Here is a 22,583-nt window from a genome sequence, read left to right on the forward strand (position 1 = left end):
AGATTATGAATAATATTACTTTAAAATTGGATAAGTTTAGTAAAAAGGAAGAATTACACAGTTACTTGAAAAAGAAAATGAAGTTTCCGGATTACTACGGGGAAAATCTGGATGCTTTATTTGACTGTTTGACTGATATAAGTACCGATACGGCTGTTGACATAAAATACGATGCGGATAATGAACTTCAAAGAGCAGTGCTTGCAGTATTCAGCGATGCGGTGTCACAAAATACACATTTGGCTATAATAAAGACAAAGGTCAAGAAAAAGAAGCCTGAGTAGTATATTTAGAATGGAGAGTAAATGGAGTCAAAGTGGATGCTATATACAAAGCGAGCTGATTTTGAAAAAATATCGGCTCGCTTTCATATTTCACCTGTTTTAGCGAGAATAATAATAAACAGGGATATAAAGGAAGAAGATTTTTTACTGTATCTTAAGAGTGATTTAAGTTTGATGCATGATGCAGGCAGTTTATATGGTGTGGAAGATGCATATAATGAAATCATGAGTGAGATAAAAAATGGAAATAAGATAAGAGTTGTGGGAGATTATGATATAGACGGAGTCTGTTCATCGTATATCCTGGTGAAGTCTCTGAGACGATTCGGTGCAAATGCAGATGTAAGGATACCTGACAGAATAAAGGACGGCTACGGTATCAATGACAATATAATAAATGAAGCGGCAAATGATAAAATCTCTATGATTATCACCTGTGACAACGGTATTGCGGCACATTCTCAGATGGAACTTGCAAGGAAGCTTGGAATAAAAGTCATTATCACTGATCATCATGAGGTTTATCAGGAAGACGGCAAGGACTATCTGCCTGTAGCAGATGTGGTAATAAATCCTAAAAGAAGTGAATGTAAGTATCCTTTTAAAAGTATTTGCGGAGCGCTGGTAGCCTATAAGCTTATGGAATATATGTTTGAAAGGCTGTACAGTAAAAAAATGTATGAAGACGGTGAACTGAGTGATCTTTTGGAGGTGGCAGCCATTGCGACAATAGGTGATGTTATGCCGCTTGTAGACGAGAACAGAGTACTTGTAAAACACGGCTTAAAAAGCCTGATGAATACAAAGAACTTAGGACTTAGAGCGCTTATAAAGGCTACCGGTATGGAGGGTAAAAAAATCAGTGCTTACAGTATCGGATTTGTTATAGGGCCTTGTCTGAATGCGGGAGGAAGACTTGAAAATGCGCTTGTTGCCTTAAATATGTTTATGTCAGAAAGCAGTGATGAGGCAAATGAGTACGCAATGCATTTAAAAGAGCTAAACGATGAGAGAAAGGACCTCACAGCCATGAATGTAAAAGTGGCTGTAGAGCTGGCGGAAAGAGAATATGCAGATGACGATATATTGGTGATATATCTTGAAAATTGCCATGAGTCCATTGCCGGAATTATCGCAGGCAGGGTGAGAGAAGCATTGGGAAAGCCTACGATTATACTTACGGATGCCTTCGGTGAAGACGGCATGATAAAGGGGTCGGGAAGGTCGATAGAAAGCTATAACATGTTTGAAGCACTATATGAAGTCAAAGATATATTTGAAAAGTTCGGCGGACATCATATGGCGGCAGGTATGAGTTTAAAAAAGGACAGACTTGATGAATTCAGAAAAAGATTGAATGAAAATTCAAAGCTTACAAAAGAAGATTTCATACAAAAGATATGGATTGATGTACCTCTGCCTTTTTCATATATCAGTCATGACTTTGTAAGAGAACTTGAAAAGCTGGAGCCTTACGGAAATAAGAATGAGAAGCCCAAGTTTGCAAGGAAGGGTATAAAGATATTATCAAAGAATATACTCGGTAAAAATAAAAATGTGGTAAAGATGGTGCTTGAAGATGACGGTACAAGGCTTGACGGAATATATTTTTGTGACGGAGAAGCCTTCTTTGAGGAGCTTAAAGGTAATAATGAGATAGATATTATATATTATCCGGATATAAATGAGTATGGCGGCAGAGAGAGTCTGCAAGTGATTATAACCGGTTATAAGATAAAAAATATATAGCAATGAGAGTTTATTTATTGTATACTTTACTTTCAGAAGCAACAAAACAGTTATGTAGGAGAGTTAGATATGGTTAACGAAGTGATGAACTTTTTAAAAGAACTTGACCCTGAGGTCGGCACAGCGGTAGAAAAGGAAGCAAACAGACAGAGAAGAAATCTTGAACTTATTGCATCCGAGAATATCGTATCGGAAGCTGTGATGATGGCAATGGGAACGGTGCTTACAAATAAATATGCTGAGGGATATCCGGGAAAGAGATATTACGGAGGCTGTGAGGATGTGGATATAGTTGAGAGCATTGCCATCGAGAGAGCAAAGAAACTCTTTAACTGTGACTATGCCAATGTTCAGCCGCATTCAGGCGCACAGGCAAATATGGCTGTATTTTTGGCAATGCTTGAGGCCGGAGATACCGTACTTGGAATGAATCTAAATCACGGCGGACATTTGACACACGGTTCAGCTGTAAACTTTTCAGGAAAGTACTTCAATATAGTGCCTTACGGTGTAAATGATGATGGATTTATCGACTACGATGAGCTTGAGAAAATAGCAATTGAACATAAGCCGAAGATGATTATAGCAGGTGCAAGTGCATATGCCAGAGTAATAGACTTTAAGAGATTCAGAGAAGTTGCAGATAAGGTCGGTGCATACCTTATGGTGGATATGGCTCATATTGCAGGACTTGTTGCAACAGGACTTCATCCGTCACCTATAGGCATAGCCGATGTTGTAACCACTACAACACATAAGACACTTAGAGGACCGAGAGGCGGACTTATCCTTGCAAACAAGGAAGCTGCCGAGAAGTTTAACTTTAACAAGGCTGTTTTCCCTGGAATTCAGGGCGGACCGCTTGAGCATGTAATCGCGTCAAAGGCGGTTTGTTTCGGCGAGGCTCTTAAGCCTGAGTTTAAAAAGTATCAGGAGCAGGTGGTAAAGAATGCCAAGGCTTTGGCTGACGCGCTTATAGCCGAGGGATTTAACATCCTTACAGGAGGTACAGACAATCACCTTATGCTGCTTGACCTCAGAGGAACCGGTATCACAGGAAAAGAACTTCAAAATAAATGTGATGAAGTATATATCACTTTGAATAAGAATACAGTACCGAACGATCCGCAGAGTCCGTTCACTACAAGCGGTGTAAGAATAGGTACACCTGCAGTTACAAGTAGAGGACTTGTGGAAGAGGATATGAAGACTGTAGCAAGACTTATCAAAATGGCTGCATATGACTTTGATACAAAGGCCGATGAGATAAGAGCCGAAGTTACAAAGCTTATGGATAAGTATCCTATTTATAAGTAATAATTATTTGCAGCAGTCTGCAAATTTATATTTTAGAAAGGGCGGCCCAAGGGATTTTGGGCTGCTTCGGTGTGTGAAAATGAAGGAATTGAAAGAATATGTAAGAAGTATACCTGACTTTCCTGAGCCGGGAATTATATTCAGAGATGTGACCACCATACTGCAGGACCCTGACGGACTTTGCCTAAGTATTGATGAACTTAGAGGAAAGTTGCAGGGACTTGACTACAATATGATAGTGGGTCCGGAGTCAAGAGGCTTTATCTTCGGAGTACCGGTAGCCTATGCCGAGCATAAGGCGTTTATCCCTGTAAGAAAAAAGGGAAAGCTTCCGTGTGAGACCGTAAGTATCGACTACGACCTTGAGTACGGCAAGGCAACCATTGAAATCCACAAGGATGCCATAAAGCCCGGCGACAAGGTGGTAATAGTCGATGATTTGATAGCTACAGGCGGTACAACGGAGGCGATTGCAAAGCTTGTGGAGAGCCTTGGCGGCGAGATAGTAAAGATTGTATTTGTAATGGAGCTTGAAGGACTTAAAGGAAGAGAAAAGCTTTCAAAGTACAATGTGGACAGCCTTATAAAGTATGAGGGAAAATAAAATATAGGTAGGCAATTCGGCATAATCTTTGTATTTTAAGGATTGTGCCTTTTTTGTTTCAAAAAAATAAAGTTAAAATAAATATATATTTTGTTAGAAAATTAGCAAGTAAACTTATATAAAATATATTTTGTTGACAAAAACATATAAAGAAACTATAATTGAACATAAGTTTCGGTGAACGTGATCTATGAAAATGTTTTAATGGTTAAAGTTGTTTTAATTGTACATACAATTAAATAAAGAGATTGTTTGGAGGTGGAAGTTTATAAATCTTTGCTATTACTATATATGACATTTTATTACGCACTGAATAATGACGGAAACAAGAGGAGGGTAAAATGAAAAAAAGAGGTTTAGCATTAGCTGTCGTATCAGCTATGTTGGTTGCAACATTGGGAGCATGCGGTTCAGGTACCACAAAGACTACAGGTGACAGTACTGCTGCTCAGTCACAGGATTCGGGTTCCAAGCAGGCGGCAAATACGGAAAAGAGTGAGGTGGATAATATTATCGCACAAGCTCAAGGTATGAGTCTTGAGGAACTTGCAAAAAAGGCGATAGAGGAGTCAAACGGTAAGACTTTTTACGGAGTCGGAAACTCAAGTAGAGGAAAGACTGCGCTGCCGCTGTTTATTTCATATTTGAAGACTATCGATCCTAACTACAATATGGAGTTTGAGTGGCAGCAACCTAAGAACAACAAAATATTTGAGCAGCTGAGTGCCGATTCACTTAAGCCAAGCGGTACATTTGCAATGACTCTTATTCAGGATGGTAATCAGATCCAGACTAAGATGGTGGATACAAATATACTGAAGACTTTTATACCGAAGGATTGGGCGGAGGCTAACGGAGTAAGCGCGGACAGTTATAAGGGATTCTTACCGCTTCAGACTTTGAATAAAGTGTTTATGTTCAACAACACAGGCGATGCAAAATATACCAACTGTTGGGATTTCGTATATGAGGGTTCACATCCGCTGTTTATGGATATTGATTCAGAGCTTGTAGGAAAGAATTTCTTATATATGCTGACAAAAGAGGAGTATGCCGATAAGCTAAAAGAAGCATATGATAAGTTGGATGCGACAAAGAAAGCTTATTTTGATCCTGTTATTGCGGGTGAGGAGTCGGATGCAAAGGATCTTGGACTTTCAGAGAACGGAAAATACGCTTTGGCATGGATTAAGCTGTGGGTTGAGAATTATACGGAGGAGACAGATGACGGCCCTATCTGTAATACTCTTGTAGATACATCCGCAAAAGATCAGTCGGGACTTCTTGTATATTCAAAGCTTCGTTCCGTAGAGGAGTCGGCTAATGTTTCAGTAAATAATATAACAGTTGCGGCATATCAGGACGACTATACAGGAATCGGCGGATACGGATACAACCACTATTTATTCCTTACAAAGAACAGTCCGCTTCCATGGACGGCATGTGCATTTATAGCTTATATAACATGTACAGAAGACGGATTCAGTGCTTGGGGAAAGGATATGGGAGGATATTCCTCAAATCCTAAAGTAATGGAAGCCACAGAGGCAAAGTATCAGCATCAAAAGGGCGGATACAATGAAGCAGGTGAGGATCAGTTCCCTGCTAAAGATGACAGAGGATATGACTGGTGGACAAAGGACGGAGAACTTGTACTTGAGGATCCTCAGTATTGTGCAGATGTTTCATTTACTGTAGGTAACTGGATTGAAATGCTTAGCAAAGCTTCTGATAAGAATTAATTGACCGGGTGCTGCATAATGCAGCACCTTTTTAAGGAGAATATTATGGGAATACTGAAAAATAGAATCAGAACATTTTTTGGCAAGCCACAGAATATTATTTTGCTTATTTTCGGAATAATGTTGACATTTTCTACTGTTGCTCCTGTTGTGGCAATAGTAAAGGATACATTACAGATACATCCGGGTACTATTGATCAGCATTTGACAGGAAAAGCTTCCGGATACAGCATTGTAAACTATATAGATTTATTTACAAGTAAACTTGCTATGTCAAATCTGTGGAAGCCGCTTATAAATACATTGTTTTTGGCAATATTCACTTGCCTTATATCCATTTTATATGGCGGTTTTTTTGCGTTCTTGGTTACAAGAACAAATATGAAATTCAAAAAATATTTGAGTTCAATATTTATTTTTCCATATATCATGCCACAGTGGACTTTGGCGGTTGTATGGCAAAATATGTTCAACTCAAATGCAGTACTCGGAACTTCCGACGGGCTTATAGCTTCACTTACAGGGGTGACTTTTCCGAAATGGTGGTGTCAGGGACTGTTCCCAAGTGCTGTAGTACTGGGACTCCACTATGCTCCGTTTGCATACATTATGATTGGTGGTATATTCAAAAATATGGATGCCAATCTTGAAGAGGCGGCTACAATACTTGATACGCCTAAGTGGAAGATTATGACAATGATTACATTGCCTATGATAACGCCTGCAATACTTAATACAATTTTGCTTGTATTCGGGTCTGCAATGGGATCATACCCGGTTCCACATTATCTTGGACTTACTACATTGTCAACAAAATACATTTCGTTGAACAGTAAGTATACAGGTGAAGCAAGTATACTTGCAATCATTATGATGGTATTCGGAATAATGATTTTGTCATTGAATCAACTTTCGCTTAAGAGTCGAAAGAACTACACGACAGTAACAGGAAAGTCGGGACAACTTTCAAAGATAAATATAGGTAAAGCAGGAAAGTATGTAGTCGGGGCTGTTTATATTGTAATGACATTCTTTACAAGTATTTGGCCGATAATGTTGTTTGCACTTGAGACATTCCTGCCGAATCCCGGAGATTACAGCTTCTTGTATACACATGACTTTAAAAACCTTACAACAAAGTGGTGGCTTACAAGTGAAAATGTGACTGAAAACGGCTTGTACGGACAGCACGGTATACTCTACAATCCTACTATATGGCATGCATTTTGGGGTACTTTATTACTTGCGTTTGCTTGTGCGGCTATTGCCGGAACTATCGGTACATTGATCGGCTATGCGGTGGCAAAAAACAGGCGTTCAAGGTGGGCGGCTTATGTCAACAATATGGCGTTCTTACCTTATCTTATGCCGTCTATAGCAGTCGGTGCAGCATTCTTTATACTGTTTTCAAATGAGCATATAAATCTTTTTAATACCTACTATATTCTTATTATAGCAGGTGTAATAAAGTATATACCTTTTGCAAGCAGGGCTTCTCTTAACTCAATGTTGCAAATAAGCAATGAGCTTGAGGAGGCGGCAATAATTCAAAATGCAAGTTGGGTAAAGAGAATGGTTAAGATAATAATTCCGATTCAGAAATCTTCTATAATAAGCGGTTTCAGTTTGCCGTTTATGACTTGCCTCAGAGAGTTGTCACTTTTCCTGCTACTTTGTACACAGGGATTTATACTCTCAACAACACTTGACTATTTTGATGAGATGGGATTGTATGCATTCTCAAGTGCTATAAATCTGATTTTAATTGTAACGATACTTGTATTTAATACATTGGCAGACAAGCTTACAGGCTCAAGCCTTGATAACGGAATAGGAGGTTGATATGCCGGCAATTACATTAACAAATATTACAAAAAGATGGAAAAACTATTTTGGTGTTGACAATTTAAGTCTTGAAATACCTGATAACTCATTCATAACATTACTTGGACCGTCGGGTTGCGGAAAGACAACTATTCTTCGTATGATTGCAGGACTTGAAACTCCTACAGAGGGAAGAATAACTATCGGTGATAATGTAGTGTTTGACAGCGAAAAGGGTATTAATGTGCCGCCGAATAAGCGAAAAGTAGGTTTCTTATTCCAAAATTATGCACTTTGGCCAAACATGACGGTGTATCAAAATATAATGTTCGGTTTGAAAAACATTAAAGAAGAACTTCCTGTAGTAGACGTGGAAGCAAAAAGATGTACCGATATTATAAGAGCATTGCAAAACGGTAAGAGAATAAAGGCCGAGGTGACGGATTGCTGTGATAAAAACGGTAAGCTTGATAATAACAGAGCGTATGTGAAGCTTATAGATGCATTTGAGTTATCAATATTCAGTGCAAAAACAGTATTTGAGTTAAAAATTCATGAAAGTGACAATCCTGATGAGGCTGCAAAAAAGCATAGAGATGAATATGAGAAGAAACTTGCAGCGATTATAGATAATCACAAGGCAAATGGAGAAGAGTTAAATAAAGATTTTGAGGTTGTAAAGGCCGGAAATGTTGTGACGGAAGTTCGTAAGCTTACAGATGAGGAAATGGATTCAAGACTTAGACATGTAGCCGGAATAGTAAAAATCGGTATGTTTATGGACAGGTATCCTGCAGAACTTTCAGGCGGACAACAGCAAAGAGTGGCAATAGCGAGAACTTTGGCACCGAAACCGCAGGTGCTGTTTATGGATGAGCCGCTTTCAAACCTGGATGCAAAACTGAGGCTTGAGATGCGCTATGAATTGCAAAGACTTCATGTGGAAACAGGCAGTACTTTCGTTTATGTTACACATGACCAGATGGAGGCGATGACACTTGCAACGAAGATATGTCTGGTACAAAACGGTGTATTACAGCAGTACGCTCCGCCGCTTGAAGTTTATAGAAGACCTGAAAATCTTTTCGTTGCGGACTTTGTCGGAAATCCTTCTATAAACTTTATAGATGCAAAGGGAGCTCAAAAAGACGACGGAAGTATTGAGTTAAAAATTTTTGACAATGTAGATATAGAGTTTGTTCCGAATGAGGATATTAAGATCTCGGATTGGCATAAAGGCAGAGACAGTAATCTGGAAAAAAAGAAAGAACAAAAAGCAGAGCTTATGAAGGACAAACATTATGTAGAGAAGTCCAACAAAGATGAGGTGTTTAAATATCATATTGCAAAGATTGTAGAAGAGGACAGCAGTATAAAAAGTGAGCAGGTTGTGACAGATGAAGATTTTGTACTTGCTATAAGGCCTGAAGCCATAGGCATAACAGGTGAAGAAGGTCTGCATACTACAATTTACGGTGCAATGCCTACAGGTATGGAGAGTACTTTAAAACTGAGGCTTGGAGATTATTTGCTTACAAGTGTAATATTCGGAAATACCGCTTACAGGATCGGTGAAGATATGAAAATAAACTTTACCGGAAACGATATATTACTTTTTGATAGAAAATCAGGAATGAGAATCGCAACAGGCAAAATAAGGCTAAAATTGATTAAATAGAGGTATTGACAAACAACTGAAAAATCAATATAATTACTAATTGTGACATTAGAGATTGATGCTTATTCCAATGCCCCGGAGAGCATTTATCCATATAAAGCGAAGTTAAAAGATTAATGGAGGTCAGTCAATGAAAACTTTTATGGCTAATCCGGATAAGATCGACAGAAAATGGTATGTTGTCGATGCAAAGGGAGTTACATTGGGACGACTTGCTTCAGAAGTTGCAAGTGTATTAAGAGGAAAGAACAAACCGGAGTTTACACCACATGCTGATTGTGGAGATTATGTTATCGTAATCAACGCAGCAGAGGTAAAGGTTACAGGTAAAAAGTTAGATCAGAAGATTTATTACAACCATTCAGAGTATGTAGGTGGTATGAGAGAGACAACACTTCGTGAGCTTCTTGCAAAGAAGCCTGAGAGAGTTGTAGAGCTTGCCATCAAGGGCATGCTTCCTAAGGGACCGCTCGGCAGAGATATGTACAGAAAGCTTCATGTCTATGCAGGAGAGAATCACGGACATCAGGCACAGAAGCCGGTAGTAATGGAAATTAAAGGCTAATAATCTTTAAGAAGGAGAATGGTATGACTAACGATAAGTTTTACGGAACAGGTAGAAGAAAAAGTTCTATCGCCAGAGTATATCTTGTACCTGGAACAGGTAAGATAACAATAAATAAAAGAGATATTGATGAGTATTTCGGTCTTGAGACATTGAAGGTTGTTGTTCGTCAGCCTTTAGTGGCTACAGACAATGTAAACAAGTTTGATGTGCTTGTAAATGTTTGCGGTGGTGGTTTCACAGGTCAGGCAGGAGCTATCAGACACGGTATTTCAAGAGCACTTCTTCACGCAGATGAGGAGTACAGACCTACTTTAAAGAAGGCAGGATTCCTTACAAGAGATCCAAGGATGAAAGAGCGTAAGAAATACGGTCTTAAGTCAGCGAGAAGAGCACCACAGTTCTCAAAGAGATAATTATATATTGCAATATTACACCCCGGAACAATGTTCCGGGGTTTTTTGCGTTTTAAAAAAGTATCAAGTAAAAAATAAAAACGTATAATCCGTTGATATTTTTCAATATGCAATATATAATAGAGTTATATGAAAATAAAAACAAGAAATACGTTTTTAGAGGAGAATAATAGATGAAGATACTTCGCATTACGGCTAATGGACTTCCATTATTTAAAAAAGAATTGGACATTTGCTTCTATACACAGCAGAGAGTTTGTGAAGAGGATAAAGATAGCCTTTATTGTTTGAAGGACAACTATTATCTTCATTCTGCTTGTGCGTTTATCGGTATCAATGCATCAGGTAAAACTTCAGTGCTAAAGTTTATCAGCCTGGCTTTGAATATTTTGAATAATAACCCTATTAACCACGTTGATGAAAAAAGCATTCTTGGTGGGACAAAAAAAGCGACAATTCAAATATATTTTTATGATAAGCGTAGCTATATCTGTCGTTTGGAAACTGTAATAACATCTAAAAAGACGAAAACAGGAGAGTATGTATATACAATTCTATCTGAAAGTCTTTGGGAAAAGCCGATATCATCAGTTAAGTCAAAAAAATATTTTACGGATTTTACAGGAATGAAACCTATAGAACAGCGTAACAAAGATGAGGCATACCTGCCTGACGATGTAAGTTTTATCATTGCACACAATAAAAAAGAAAATGAAACTGTGGAAATATTCAGCCTGCTTTCATATACAAATGTAAATGTTCTTCCATTTACCGAAGACATTCCGATAGATGTAATTGCATTTCTTGATCCGACAATTGAAAAATTGTGTTTCGAACAGATAGAGGGAAAAACATTTATCCATTTGAAATTCAGGGACGATGAAGAGATTATTTTGAATAATGCGACAGACCTTGAACGGTATTTATCATCCGGTACAATCAAGGGTATCATTATATTCTCAATGATAAAAGAAGTTCTTCAGTCAGGCGGTTATCTTTTGGTAGATGAAATTGAGAATCACTTTAATAAAGAAATTGTGATAACTTTGATGCGCTTCTTTATGGACAGTAGACTTAACAGAAACGGTGGAACACTTGTTTTTACTACACATTATCCGGAACTGCTTGACGAGTATGATAGAAATGATGGAATTTGTATTGTAAGAAACCGAAACGGAATTACAGTAGAAAATTTGAGTTATATATTGAAACGTAACGACATTAAAAAGAGTGATGCATATCAGAGCGGTTTTCTTGAAGGTACAACTCCGGCATATGAGGCGTATATGCTTTTGAAGAAAAATCTTGATGCCTTAATCAGCTAGGGAGCAAATATGATGAAATTAGCAAAATATAAGGCATGCATATGTGAAGGTTCTTCAGAAGAAGCGGTTATCGACATTCTGATTGATCATGATCTACTGATTTTTAAGAGAGAAGAATTGTTGGAAGAACGTGTTATTCGATGCAGAAATGCCAAGCGATTTGAGGAGCGATACTTGCGAAAGGGATTCGATGAGAAGATTTCTGTGATAAGGATTTTGGATTCTCGCAGAGAAGAGTTTCGATTAAGTAAGGCATATGAAAAGAAAATTGATGTGATAAATATTATCACCGCTCCGGAAATTGAAATGTTAATTATTCATGCAGAAGGAGCATATAATCAATTTAAACGTTCAGGGAAAAAGCCAAGTGAATTTTGTAAATCAAGTCTTAGGATGCGTGATGTAAAATCGTATGATTTTGTGAAGGAGTACTTTAGTGACCCTAAGACCTTGGTAAAAGCTGTAAGAGAGTACCGTAGAACAGCAAATATTCATAATGGAGAGTATAGTTTGTCTGATTTACTTAGATAAGTTTGATGGGGTTTTGATACAATTGAAATAGATGCAAAGAGCATAAATTAAGTATAATAATCAATAAGAAGCGGTATCTGTATTGAATGAAATATTAAATACAGATGCCGCTTCAAGCAAATAATAAATAAAAAAGTTTTTTATTCCACCGTAACAGATTTTGCCAGGTTTCTCGGCTTATCAGGATCTAAGCCCTTTAGGAGGCTTACCTGATAGGATAAGAATTGTAATGGAACTACCAAAAGACTTCCTGCAAAGAGAGGTTGGGTCTTCGGGACACTAAGTATTTGTGCAAAGTCGTCTTCCTCTACTGAAATATCCTCCATGGTGAAAGCAAAGCATTTGGCACCACGGCTCTTTACCTCGTGAATATTTGAAATGCTCTTTGCGGCAAGCTCCTCTTGAGAAAGAAGCGCAATCACAGGACTGTCTTTTTCTATTAGACTTATTGTACCGTGCTTTAACTCGCCGCTGCTGTAGCTTTCACAGTGAATATAGCTGATTTCCTTAAGCTTCAAAGCTCCTTCCATAGAGACTGCCCAGTCAAGACCTCTTCCAAGAAAGAAAATATTTTTATCATCCTTCAGTTTTTTTGCCATAGTTAGGGTTTCACTGTCAAGTGAAAGACATTGTTGAATCTTTCCCGGAAGGCTGAATAGCTCCTCTTTAAGTATATGAGCCTCTTCGTCACCAATTTTGCCTTTTGTTTTAGCTAAAAGCAGTGAGAAAATATAGCCGGCAACAAGCTGGCAGCTATAGGCTTTTGTGGTGGCTACCGCAATTTCAGGTCCTGCCTGTGTATAAAATACAAAGTCGGATTCACCGGCAATGGCTGAGCCGTTTACATTTACTATGGAAAGGGTTTTAGCCCCCAATTTTTTGGCTTCCTTTATTGCGGCTAAAGTATCTGCAGTCTCTCCTGACTGGCTGATACCGATTACAATTTCGCCGTCCTCTAAAATCGGGTGATTGTAGCGAAACTCACTTGCAAGTTCAACCTGTACCGGAACTCTTGCCAAGCTCTCACAAACCGATTTTAATACATATCCTGCATGATAGGCGGAGCCACACGCAATGATTCTGATCCTTGTAATATCTCGGAAATCCTTTTCGCTCATTGAGAATGCTTCATAGGAAAATTCATTATTTTCCTTGTCGCAGGCGTAGAGCAGGGTATCCTGTACAGCTTGTGGCTGCTCAAAGATTTCCTTTTCCATAAAGTGAAGATATTCTCCTTTATGAATCATACTGCTGTCAAGCTCTGCGACAGAGGAGGAGCGCTTTACTTCCTCGCCGTTTTTATTGTATATATGTATTTCATTTTCAGTAAGACTTAAAATCTCTTTATTTTCTAATTTATAGAACTCCTTGGTATAATCAAGAAAGGCTGAGACATCTGAAGCCGGATAGAATCCGTTTTCGCCCTTTCCTACAACTAAAGGACTGTCCTTTCTCATGGCATAAAGTGTATTTGCATCATCCTTGAACATAATTGCAAAGGCGTAAGAACCTTTCAACTCATTTTGTACTGCGAGGAGTGCTTTTAAGACATTCTTTTCCTTTAGGTAAAAATACTCAATCAGATTTACAGCCACTTCAGTATCTGTGTCTGAATAGAAACTGTAGCCTTTTTCTTGTAAAAAGTTCTTCAAATCCGCAAAGTTTTCAATAATACCGTTATGTACCAACACCACTTCCTTATGCATTGACAGATGTGGGTGGGCATTTTTTTCATCGGCTTTACCATGAGTTGCCCAGCGTGTGTGACCGATTCCCATAGAGCAGGGAAGTTCACATTCCCCCGAAGCTGCGACCTTCTTTTTCAACTCTTTTAATTTACCGACAGCTTTTACCACAGTGAAAGGTCTTGAATATAGGGCTATTCCCGCAGAATCATAACCTCTGTATTCAAGACGCGAAAGACCGGACAGTAGAATATCCTTTGTATTCCCCTGCCCAACAAAACCGACAATACCGCACATAGTATTTTCTCCTATTCGATTGTTTATTGTGCGAAGAAAGCTTTTGTTACGATCTTGATTTCGCTTTTTGTCTTCCTCTTACGATACACTACTCCGAAACAGCATCCGCCGAATATTTCGATAACTGTTTACCTCGTCAGCTTGGGTCTCCCCGAAGCCCCGGCGCTAATCTTCCTTTTTTCCTCAGAAAAGAAAAATTTGTGTTATGATAACACATCAAAAAGAACTTGTGAATGCTTTTTTGCAAAAATTAAAAAAATTTTATATAAAATATGGTAGAATAATATTATATAAATGCAGTAAGGGAAGGGATAAGTATGAGCGTCAGATTAATATTTATAGGGTTAATGGTATTTCTGGGATTTTGGTATGTTGCTATACTTCTTTGGTTGATGAACAGGCTTAACAAAAGTTCCGAGTACGGTATAAGCGGAGAGAAAAGTTCTCAAAGCGGTAGCGGCAAAATGAAAATCAGTGATCTGTTTTTTCATATTTTGGTTATCGTTATTGTATTTTTTACAGTAATAAAGCTGATGAGTTATGTCGGACCGGCTTTTGCATCTCTTGGAGGTGTGATTGTAGCTATACCTGTCAGAGCACTTATAAATGCAAGCGGACGTAAGACCAACGTTATACTTACGTTTTCGGGGATGGCACTATTATTTGTTTATTTATGCTTTTGGTATATTCTTATCGGTGTACCGGTAAAGCCTCCTGTAATGACTGTAGGAGGGATGAAAGTAACACTGAGTAAGACAAGTGTAGAAGACCTTTTAGATAACGGATTTGATATATATATCATGAATGATGAGAATACATATGAGTACAGTGAAATGCTGACAAGCGGTTCTTACACTAAATATGACGAAAATCAGGATATTACTGTAGAAAAAGGATATAGAAGTACAGGAGAGACCTTAAGGGGAGCGCCATATTTATTGGCAAAAGATGATACACTTATAGGCGCAATAGATTTGTACGGAAGTCTTAATAAAGATGTGGATATAAAGGATTCCAAGGTCGTAAATTTCTATATGGATAAGGACTGTAAAGATACACTTAAAAGTTCGAATATAGATGTTAAGCTTGGTGATTTGAGTCTGTTGGGCACATTTTATACAGATGATTTAAAAAAGCTTTTTAAAAAGAGACTTTGGATGATACCGGATGAATCCAATCCTACGGATTCGGTATATGGAATAGCATGGCGTACCAACAGTGATTCTATATTCTGGAACGAGTATTATGCCTATATTCGAATTGATGAAAATAAGAATATGAGAGCTTTTATAATATCAACAAGCGTTGCAAAGGATAAGCATTAAAGACAACTTAATAATTGCGTTTTTTTTCTATTTAGGATATATTATTGTAAGTAAAATTATTTTATCAAGTATAGGAGATACAGATGGAATTAAAGCAGGAGCTTATAATTGTTTTGGACTTTGGAGGTCAGTACAATCAATTAGTTGCAAGAAGAGTAAGAGAGAACAATGTATATTGTGAGATTTACTCATATAAAACCCCTTTGGAAGAGATAAAGAAGAAAAATCCGAAGGGAATCATACTTACAGGAGGACCGGACAGTTGCTATCTGCCTGATTCGGCCACATATTCAAAAGAGCTTTTTGAACTTGGAGTTCCTGTACTTGGACTATGCTACGGTGCACAGCTTATGCAGCATCTGCTTGGCGGAAGGGTAGAGAGAGCAAGTGTAAGAGAATACGGTAAAATAAAGCTTACAGTTGATAAGGCTGACAGTGCATTGTTTGAGAATGTGCCTAAGGAAAGCATTGTATGGATGAGCCATACAGACTATATAAGTAAACTTGGTGAAGGATTTGAGATTACATCACATAGCGATGACTGTCCTGTAGCTTCATATGAGAATACAGCAAAGAATCTCTATGGAATACAGTTCCATCCTGAGGTTTTACATTCAGAATACGGTTCTGTAATGCTTGGAAACTTTATAAAGAATGTCTGCAAATGTGAATGTAACTGGAAAATGGATGCCTTTGTAGAAAACAGTATAAAGGCAATCAAAGAAAAGGTAGGCAACGGTAAGGTACTTTGTGCACTTTCAGGCGGTGTTGACTCATCAGTTGCAGCGGTAATGCTCAGCAAGGCGGTAGGTGAAAACCTTACTTGTGTATTTGTAGACCATGGACTTCTTAGAAAGAATGAAGGCGATGAGGTTGAGGCTGTATTCGGACCGAACGGCAATTATAAGCTGAACTTCATCAGAGTAAATGCAGCGGAAAGATTCTACTCAAAACTTGCAGGTGTAAGCGAGCCTGAAAAGAAGCGTAAGATAATAGGTGAGGAATTTATCAGAGTCTTTGAAGAAGAGGCTAAAAAAATCGGTAAGGTAGATTTCTTGGTACAGGGAACAATTTACCCTGATGTTGTAGAATCGGGACTTGGCGGAGAGAGTGTAGTAATCAAGTCACATCACAATGTAGGAGGACTTCCTGACTATGTTGATTTCAAGGAAATCATAGAGCCGCTTAGAGATCTTTTCAAGGATGAGGTAAGAAAGGCGGGACTTGAGCTGGGTATACCGAAGCATCTTGTATTCCGTCAGCCGTTCCCGGGACCGGGTCTCGGAATCAGAATTATCGGTGAAGTTACAGCCGAGAAGGTAAAAATCGTTCAGGATGCAGACGCTATATACCGTGAGGAGATAGATAAGGCAGGACTTTCACAGGAAATCAACCAGTACTTTGCAGCTCTTACAAATATGAGAAGCGTAGGAGTAATGGGCGATTACAGAACTTATGATTATGCTATAGCACTTCGTGCAGTTAAGACAATAGACTTTATGACAGCAGAGGCTGCAAGACTCCCTTGGGAAGTACTTGAAAAGGTGACAAACAGGATTATCAATGAGGTAGACCATGTAAACAGGGTACTCTATGATATCACCAGCAAGCCACCGGGAACTATTGAGCTGGAGTAAACAAAATAACGCCACAAATCCTTTAAATAAGGGTTTGTGGCGATTTTTCTATGTGGGTTGATTATAAAATTTATGTTTATTAAATATATAGTTTGATAAAATATTGTTATAGAGTATAATTAAAATAGTAATGTTAAATATATAATTTATACTGAATTGAGAATATATAATCTAAAACAATTAGTACTATTGTTTTAGATTATAGAATTTATTATAGTTAACGGTTAATTTAAAAATAATAAATAAACTTAAGATTAGTATAAAGCGAAATGGAGTAAAGCATAATTATATGAATAAAAAGGAATTACTTTTTGACAATGTGGACTCGTTGAAAAGATTTATAATATATATATTAAACGATCGTATTAGAGAAATAGAGGATATTACTGTAGATGATAGATTTAACTCTATTAATGTAAAGACAGATAAGATAGTAGATTTATTAAAAATCAAAGATAAAAACATAGGAGATACTACTATATTTTTGTTGTTTTTGGATTTAAAAAAGATAAAGAATATAAATATTCAGTTAAATAGGATTGAAAAAGAATTTGAAAATGATATAAATATTGTCATTGTTTCTGCATCAGATATAGAAAATTTAATAAAAAAAATTGAAAAAAAATATTGGATAGATTTTTGGGGAAAGGATAAACTAGAGGAACTAGTAAAAGTTAATAGGGTATATTACTCAAATTCATTAGATATTTCAAGATTATATAATAATAAAAATATAGATGAAATTAATGAATTAGACTTTAAAACATATAGAATAAATACTATAGAAAACCTAAAGAGTGTAGTGGATAGGAAAAGAATTTCTTTGGTATTAGGTGCGGGAGTGTCTTGTTCAGAGGGAGCATTGAGCTGGAAGAGTTTGATTGCTAATTTTGAATCAGAATTAAATTCAAGGTGTGGAATTAATATATCCCAAGTATTAAATAAGATAGGAGATAGTGATTTGATATCTGCACAGCTTTATAGAGAATTATTAACAGAAAACACATATTATGAAATAATCTTTAGAAGCATTTATAATAATTATAAGATACCTGATAAGAAGTATGATACTTTAGCTAATTGTATCGCGTGCTTAATTAAAAAGTGTGCTATAGCTAGGGACTTTAGAGTAATGACTTATAACTATGATAATTATTTAGAGCAATATTTAGATTACTATAGTGTGATATATGATGTAATGTTTGAAAGTAGTAATACACAGAAAGGTAATATACCAATTTATCATGTACATGGATATTTTCCAATGATCGGTTATGAGAAAAATAGTGAGCAAATTAAATTTGATTTTTCTCATTATAAAGGTATTTATGCAGATAGTATTAAGCTTACTGAAGATGACTATAATACAATGTATAACGATGCATATAAGTGGCAAATAGGGACTCAGCTTTCTTTTTTTAGAGAAAATAAATGCTTATTTATAGGGTGTAGTTTAACAGATCCAAATATTAGGAGGCTAATAAGGATGGCTGAAAAGGAAAGAAAAAAACATTTTGCCATTATATATAAAGGAGATATGAGTATTATAGATCTTGTGATTGCAACAAACCACTTTTCTAGAATGGGAGTAGATGTTATTTGGACATCAAGTTATGATGAATGCAAAGATATTATTAAAGGTTTTGTGAATAATTGTGGTTATAATGGTTTAATAAATTAATACATTTTTTTGGAACAAATTCTAATTAATATTATATGCTAAAATCAGTATAAAAGAGAGGATTTATTAGTATGTCTAGGCAAAGAAGAAATTTTAGCGCCAAATTTAAATCAGATCTTGTAATCTAGATACTTAAGGGGCGAGAAAAATCTCAATACACTTGTAACAGAGAATAATATTCAGCCAAATCTGATTGGTAATCAAAAAAGAATTTTTTAATAATGCCTCCGCTATGTTTGATGACAAGCGTGATGAGAATCTCAAAGATAAGCCTGACGAAGAATGCAGGTAAAAGCAGAGTATGCAAAAAAGTCGGTTAGTTAACCATGTAGGTTGAAAAGCACATAATATTAAGAGTATAATATCTTAAATATGTGCTTTTTATATGTATATCATCCATATTCACTACACATAAATTTTTGTTGTCTGCATTTATAAAGAGATAACAAAGAAAGGTTCGACAGGTTATATTTTATATGAGCTAAATTCCATGACACAGTAACTACATTAAAAAAAAGAAAATTTGATAAATCAGGGAAAATTGTATCCAATTTTATATCGGTCATTACAGGATATATGAGGAGTTAAATATCCAAAACACGGGAGATACTGATTATGCAGAACAAATTATTTTTAAAGGCATTCAATATATTTGAACTTTCGGAAGTAAAACATACATCGTCGTATGAGATCTTCAGAAATCTGAACAAATGACCGGGAAAACATGGATATTTGACGTTTAGAGGAAAGGTTTAGAAAAAATATATTGTTAAGCGTTTCTACGTAGTAGAAGATACCTGTGAGATTCCACAGAAAGAGGGAAATGAATGGTTTCTTACATAAGATTAAAATGTATCTATCAGTGGAAGAAATTGCCGAACTCTTTGGATTGTCAGTTTTGTTTGATTAATTTGAAGTACCGGAAATGTTATCGGTAAATATTCGTGGAGAGTAAATAAAGTATGAAGAATGAAATTGTATTATTTACAGATGGTGATATTAATATAGAAGTTCAAATCAATCCTGAACTGGAGACCGTTTGGCTGACACAAAAACAAATGGAAGTATTGTTTGATGTTAAACACGCTACAGTAAGCGAACATATTTCAAATATTATTGCTTCAGGAGAACTGGATGAGACTTCTGTCGGTTTTTCCGACAAAAGTACAGGGGGAAGAAAACCTAAAATTTATAATTTAGATATGATTTTGTCTGTCGGATATCGAGTTAATTCAAAAAGAGGTATAGCTTTCAGAAAATGGGCAAATAATGTTCTTAAAGAGTATATTTTGAAAGGCTATGCAATCAATGAAAAGCGTCTTCAAGCGCTTAAGAAAACAGTTGATATCCAGTCAAGGATGATTGCAGATGCACTCGATATAGAGGAAAAAGATGTGCTCAGAGCTGTGAATGAATACACGGATGCATTGATTCTTTTGGATCAATATGACCATCAGGCATTAAGTAAGCCGGAGGGAAGTACTCCGGTATACCGCATCACCTATGAAGATTGTGTTAAGATGGTTTGTCGGATGAAAGATTCTTTTGAAACAGATGTATTTGGCGTAGAAAATAATACAGCAAAAGCACATAGCTTAAAGACTTATAATCTTTAAGCTATGTGCTTTTTTATGTGCCTATTTTAACGAAATATATCCAGGCAGATCCATAAAATTTTTTACGGTTATAATTTAGTTATTTTTATCGGCTATAACAATACCATGAAAATGATGGAGGTTAATCAAATGAGTATTATATTGGAAACGAAAGGGCTGACAAAAAAATATAAAAATGGGATTGCACTGGATAATGTTTCAATTCAAGTGGAAAAAGGTACGGTATATGGTCTGTTAGGTCCTAACGGTGCCGGGAAATCAACATTATTGAAAGTCATAACAAGAGCGATTCCAAAAAGCTCGGGTGAAATGATGTTTGAAAATCATCTGTTAGCTGCAGATGATGTAAAGAAAATCGGGGCGATTATAGAACATCCTGCTATTTATCCGAATTTAACGGCTTATGAAAATTTAGAGGTTATTACTACTTTACTGAATATTGACAGAAAGAAAATTGATGAAGTACTTAGCATGGTTTCATTGATGAATACCGGTAAAAAGTTGGCAAAAGAGTTCTCCCTAGGTATGAAACAAAGACTGGGTATTGCAATGGCACTGATTAACAGCCCGTCATTACTGATTCTTGACGAACCTACAAACGGGTTAGACCCTGTGGGAATTCAAGAATTAAGAGAACTGATAAAAATGCTTTCAGGTCACGGTATCACAATCATACTATCAAGTCATATTTTGAGTGAAGTGGGGCAGATTGCGGATAAAATCGGTATACTTAATAAGGGACATTTAAGTTATGAAGGACAAAATACAGATTCGTCTAAGTTGGAAGATTTATTTATGGAAATTATCAGAAAGGATGTGACGAATGATGATTAAGATGCTGAAAGCGGAATGGATTAAGGAAAGGAGAGCTGCCAATTCTACATTAAAATATATAGTACCTGTTATTTTTGTGCTATTTAATCTATTTATGGTCAGTATCATGGGGCAAAGCCCTGTAGGAAGAAGTTATTTAATGGCTACAGCATTTAATTGGTATCCTGTTCTGATTTTACCTATTGTATTAAGTCTGCTTGTAGTTAATATTGCCGGTAAAGAGAAAGAAGAGCATATTGCCTTGTTGCAAAGATTGAATATACTTCCGGAAAAGATGTTAATTGCCAAGAACGGAATAGTTATTTTTGAATTATTTACTGTTTTGATATTGTCATCGACAGGAATATATTTAATAGGTAGATTTTTATTACATGAGGAGATTAGTCTTAAAATCATGATAGCAGCTACCTGTTGTTTATTTATTGGGAGTTTGCCGATAGTTGCTTTATCTTTTTTTATTTACAAATTATTTCATAAAAGGTTTTTAGTGATTTTAATTAATTTTATATTTACCTTTCCGTCGGCAATTATTGCTGTAACCTCGTATTGGAAATTTTTCCCTTGGGATTATAATTTACGTATACTATGTCCGATTATTGAGGTTCATCCTAACGGCACTTTTTTGGAAAAATCATCGCCTTTAACATCTATGAACGCAGTATATGTCGGATTAGTGTTAAGTGTCATGGTGTATATCATAATAACATTTATAAATATAGTGATGGAAAGAGGAAAAGGTCATGATTAATATTTTAAAGTCTTATCTGATAAGAACCAAAAGAACACCGGTCAGAATGGTAATTATCTTGTGTCCGTTAATTTTTACCGGTCTTTTTATTGTATATCTTTTAAGTGCAACAGGTTTAAAAGAAGTAGAGCTTGCCTACTTTTTTGGAGCTTATACGATTTTAGCAGGCTTTTCTGTCAGCTTTTTAATTCCCATGTTATATGAAAGCGATAAAAAAGCCGGGAACTATGCCAATGATTTGAGAATAGGGATTTGTCGAAAAAAATTGTTTTTTGTAAGATTTATCTTTATCTTTATTTTATTAATGGCTATTGAAGGTATAGCAATCTTACCGTTTATATTGTTTTTACACTTTTATGGAATCAATATTCAAATATTGGATTTGACAGTTTATGGTATGATCGGGTCTGTGGGATTGATTAGTATGGTACCTGTTTATCAATTTTTAAGTTTAAAATTCAATTATACAGGCTCTATTTTGGCAGGTACTATTTTCACTTTGGCTGCCGTTCTTTTAGGCACAACGGATTTAGGAACCGGTATATGGTATTACTTTCCGTTTGTGTATCCGATAAGACTTATATATGGATATGTCAGTGGACTCTTCAATGTAGATACTGTTATTTTTTACCTTTTTATATCTTTGTTGCTCTCATTTGTAAGTGTGGGAATATTTTCATTTTGGTATAATAGTTGGGACGGAATAAGTGAAATGGAGGAATAAA

At 36.4% G+C, this 22,583-nt stretch carries 19 protein-coding genes; 18 read left to right on the forward strand and 1 reads right to left on the reverse strand.

Going from position 1 to position 22,583, the window contains the following annotated elements:
• Window positions 1-5: 5 nt before the first annotated feature.
• The 11 genes from EHW90_RS02770 (at window position 6) to EHW90_RS02820 (ending at window position 12,035) form a co-directional block, all read left to right on the forward strand.
• Window positions 6-284, forward strand: coding sequence for a barstar family protein (locus EHW90_RS02770; RefSeq protein ID WP_009446487.1), 279 nt, complete (start codon window positions 6-8; stop codon window positions 282-284).
• Window positions 285-305: 21 nt separating this feature from the next.
• The gene (gene recJ / locus EHW90_RS02775; RefSeq protein ID WP_124951064.1) at window positions 306-2,033 is read left to right on the forward strand and encodes a single-stranded-DNA-specific exonuclease RecJ; all 1,728 of its coding nucleotides are present in this window, start codon (window positions 306-308) and stop codon (window positions 2,031-2,033) included.
• A 69-nt stretch (window positions 2,034-2,102) separates the two neighbouring features.
• Window positions 2,103-3,350, forward strand: coding sequence for a serine hydroxymethyltransferase (gene glyA / locus EHW90_RS02780; protein ID WP_124951066.1), 1,248 nt, complete (start codon window positions 2,103-2,105; stop codon window positions 3,348-3,350).
• 79 nt (window positions 3,351-3,429) lie between these two features.
• On the forward strand, window positions 3,430-3,954 hold the full coding sequence (locus EHW90_RS02785; RefSeq protein WP_060930328.1) for an adenine phosphoribosyltransferase: 525 nt from the start codon (window positions 3,430-3,432) through the stop codon (window positions 3,952-3,954).
• 341 nt (window positions 3,955-4,295) lie between these two features.
• A complete protein-coding gene (locus tag EHW90_RS02790; RefSeq protein WP_124951068.1) occupies window positions 4,296-5,696 on the forward strand; it encodes a hypothetical protein in 1,401 nt (466 codons plus the stop codon).
• A 45-nt stretch (window positions 5,697-5,741) separates the two neighbouring features.
• Window positions 5,742-7,538 carry an ABC transporter permease gene (locus EHW90_RS02795; RefSeq protein ID WP_243113895.1) on the forward strand — a complete coding sequence of 599 codons (1,797 nt, stop codon included), beginning with the start codon at window positions 5,742-5,744 and terminating at the stop codon, window positions 7,536-7,538.
• A 1-nt stretch (window position 7,539) separates the two neighbouring features.
• Window positions 7,540-9,198, forward strand: coding sequence for an ABC transporter ATP-binding protein (locus tag EHW90_RS02800; RefSeq protein WP_124951072.1), 1,659 nt, complete (start codon window positions 7,540-7,542; stop codon window positions 9,196-9,198).
• Between the two features lie 130 nt (window positions 9,199-9,328).
• Window positions 9,329-9,763 (forward strand): 50S ribosomal protein L13, encoded by a 435-nt coding sequence (gene rplM, locus EHW90_RS02805; RefSeq protein ID WP_124951074.1) that lies wholly within the window; start codon window positions 9,329-9,331, stop codon window positions 9,761-9,763.
• A 23-nt stretch (window positions 9,764-9,786) separates the two neighbouring features.
• Window positions 9,787-10,179 carry a 30S ribosomal protein S9 gene (gene rpsI / locus EHW90_RS02810; protein WP_007590784.1) on the forward strand — a complete coding sequence of 131 codons (393 nt, stop codon included), beginning with the start codon at window positions 9,787-9,789 and terminating at the stop codon, window positions 10,177-10,179.
• 173 nt (window positions 10,180-10,352) lie between these two features.
• The gene (locus tag EHW90_RS02815; RefSeq protein ID WP_124951076.1) at window positions 10,353-11,504 is read left to right on the forward strand and encodes an AAA family ATPase; all 1,152 of its coding nucleotides are present in this window, start codon (window positions 10,353-10,355) and stop codon (window positions 11,502-11,504) included.
• A gap of 12 nt (window positions 11,505-11,516) precedes the next feature.
• The gene (locus tag EHW90_RS02820; RefSeq protein WP_124952623.1) at window positions 11,517-12,035 is read left to right on the forward strand and encodes a hypothetical protein; all 519 of its coding nucleotides are present in this window, start codon (window positions 11,517-11,519) and stop codon (window positions 12,033-12,035) included.
• 140 nt (window positions 12,036-12,175) lie between these two features.
• On the opposite strand, the gene glmS is transcribed toward EHW90_RS02820, so the two are convergent.
• A complete protein-coding gene (glmS, locus tag EHW90_RS02825) occupies window positions 12,176-14,017 on the reverse strand; it encodes a glutamine--fructose-6-phosphate transaminase (isomerizing) (RefSeq protein ID WP_124951078.1) in 1,842 nt (613 codons plus the stop codon).
• A gap of 317 nt (window positions 14,018-14,334) precedes the next feature.
• Here glmS and EHW90_RS02830 point away from each other — a divergent pair, with 317 nt between their 5' ends.
• The 7 genes from EHW90_RS02830 (at window position 14,335) to EHW90_RS02870 (ending at window position 22,582) form a co-directional block, all read left to right on the forward strand.
• Complete coding sequence (locus EHW90_RS02830) at window positions 14,335-15,342, forward strand: hypothetical protein (RefSeq protein WP_124951080.1); 1,008 nt, start codon at window positions 14,335-14,337, stop codon at window positions 15,340-15,342.
• Between the two features lie 83 nt (window positions 15,343-15,425).
• Window positions 15,426-16,979 carry a glutamine-hydrolyzing GMP synthase gene (guaA, locus tag EHW90_RS02835; RefSeq protein WP_124951082.1) on the forward strand — a complete coding sequence of 518 codons (1,554 nt, stop codon included), beginning with the start codon at window positions 15,426-15,428 and terminating at the stop codon, window positions 16,977-16,979.
• Between the two features lie 289 nt (window positions 16,980-17,268).
• The gene (locus tag EHW90_RS02840) at window positions 17,269-18,660 is read left to right on the forward strand and encodes an SIR2 family protein (protein WP_124951084.1); all 1,392 of its coding nucleotides are present in this window, start codon (window positions 17,269-17,271) and stop codon (window positions 18,658-18,660) included.
• A gap of 962 nt (window positions 18,661-19,622) precedes the next feature.
• Window positions 19,623-20,276 carry a virulence RhuM family protein gene (locus EHW90_RS02855; protein WP_124951086.1) on the forward strand — a complete coding sequence of 218 codons (654 nt, stop codon included), beginning with the start codon at window positions 19,623-19,625 and terminating at the stop codon, window positions 20,274-20,276.
• A 129-nt stretch (window positions 20,277-20,405) separates the two neighbouring features.
• Window positions 20,406-21,110, forward strand: a complete 705-nt coding sequence (locus tag EHW90_RS02860; RefSeq protein WP_124951088.1) for a lantibiotic protection ABC transporter ATP-binding subunit — start codon at window positions 20,406-20,408, stop codon at window positions 21,108-21,110.
• Window positions 21,100-21,858 (forward strand): ABC-2 family transporter permease, encoded by a 759-nt coding sequence (locus tag EHW90_RS02865; RefSeq protein WP_243113896.1) that lies wholly within the window; start codon window positions 21,100-21,102, stop codon window positions 21,856-21,858. Before EHW90_RS02860 ends, EHW90_RS02865 begins: the two co-directional genes overlap by 11 nt.
• Window positions 21,851-22,582: an ABC-2 family transporter permease gene (locus EHW90_RS02870; RefSeq protein ID WP_060930390.1), complete on the forward strand. Its 732-nt coding sequence runs from the start codon at window positions 21,851-21,853 to the stop codon at window positions 22,580-22,582. The genes EHW90_RS02865 and EHW90_RS02870 overlap by 8 nt, the downstream gene beginning before the upstream one ends.
• Window position 22,583: the final 1 nt, after the last annotated feature.

Source organism: Lachnoanaerobaculum orale, from assembly GCF_003862485.1.
Taxonomy (GTDB): domain Bacteria; phylum Bacillota; class Clostridia; order Lachnospirales; family Lachnospiraceae; genus Lachnoanaerobaculum; species Lachnoanaerobaculum orale.

Bases quoted from the DNA above. Each gene is read 5' to 3' on its own strand.
- EHW90_RS02770 (WP_009446487.1), top strand. From the start codon at position 6: ATGAATAATATTACTTTAAAATTGGATAAGTTTAGTAAAAAGGAAGAA.
- recJ (WP_124951064.1), top strand. From the start codon at position 306: ATGGAGTCAAAGTGGATGCTATATACAAAGCGAGCTGATTTTGAAAAA.
- glyA (WP_124951066.1), top strand. From the start codon at position 2,103: ATGGTTAACGAAGTGATGAACTTTTTAAAAGAACTTGACCCTGAGGTC.
- EHW90_RS02785 (WP_060930328.1), top strand. From the start codon at position 3,430: ATGAAGGAATTGAAAGAATATGTAAGAAGTATACCTGACTTTCCTGAG.
- EHW90_RS02790 (WP_124951068.1), top strand. From the start codon at position 4,296: ATGAAAAAAAGAGGTTTAGCATTAGCTGTCGTATCAGCTATGTTGGTT.
- EHW90_RS02795 (WP_243113895.1), top strand. From the start codon at position 5,742: ATGGGAATACTGAAAAATAGAATCAGAACATTTTTTGGCAAGCCACAG.
- EHW90_RS02800 (WP_124951072.1), top strand. From the start codon at position 7,540: ATGCCGGCAATTACATTAACAAATATTACAAAAAGATGGAAAAACTAT.
- rplM (WP_124951074.1), top strand. From the start codon at position 9,329: ATGAAAACTTTTATGGCTAATCCGGATAAGATCGACAGAAAATGGTAT.
- rpsI (WP_007590784.1), top strand. From the start codon at position 9,787: ATGACTAACGATAAGTTTTACGGAACAGGTAGAAGAAAAAGTTCTATC.
- EHW90_RS02815 (WP_124951076.1), top strand. From the start codon at position 10,353: ATGAAGATACTTCGCATTACGGCTAATGGACTTCCATTATTTAAAAAA.
- EHW90_RS02820 (WP_124952623.1), top strand. From the start codon at position 11,517: ATGAAATTAGCAAAATATAAGGCATGCATATGTGAAGGTTCTTCAGAA.
- glmS (WP_124951078.1), bottom strand. From the start codon at position 14,017: ATGTGCGGTATTGTCGGTTTTGTTGGGCAGGGGAATACAAAGGATATT.
- EHW90_RS02830 (WP_124951080.1), top strand. From the start codon at position 14,335: ATGAGCGTCAGATTAATATTTATAGGGTTAATGGTATTTCTGGGATTT.
- guaA (WP_124951082.1), top strand. From the start codon at position 15,426: ATGGAATTAAAGCAGGAGCTTATAATTGTTTTGGACTTTGGAGGTCAG.
- EHW90_RS02840 (WP_124951084.1), top strand. From the start codon at position 17,269: ATGAATAAAAAGGAATTACTTTTTGACAATGTGGACTCGTTGAAAAGA.
- EHW90_RS02855 (WP_124951086.1), top strand. From the start codon at position 19,623: ATGAAGAATGAAATTGTATTATTTACAGATGGTGATATTAATATAGAA.
- EHW90_RS02860 (WP_124951088.1), top strand. From the start codon at position 20,406: ATGAGTATTATATTGGAAACGAAAGGGCTGACAAAAAAATATAAAAAT.
- EHW90_RS02865 (WP_243113896.1), top strand. From the start codon at position 21,100: ATGATGATTAAGATGCTGAAAGCGGAATGGATTAAGGAAAGGAGAGCT.
- EHW90_RS02870 (WP_060930390.1), top strand. From the start codon at position 21,851: ATGATTAATATTTTAAAGTCTTATCTGATAAGAACCAAAAGAACACCG.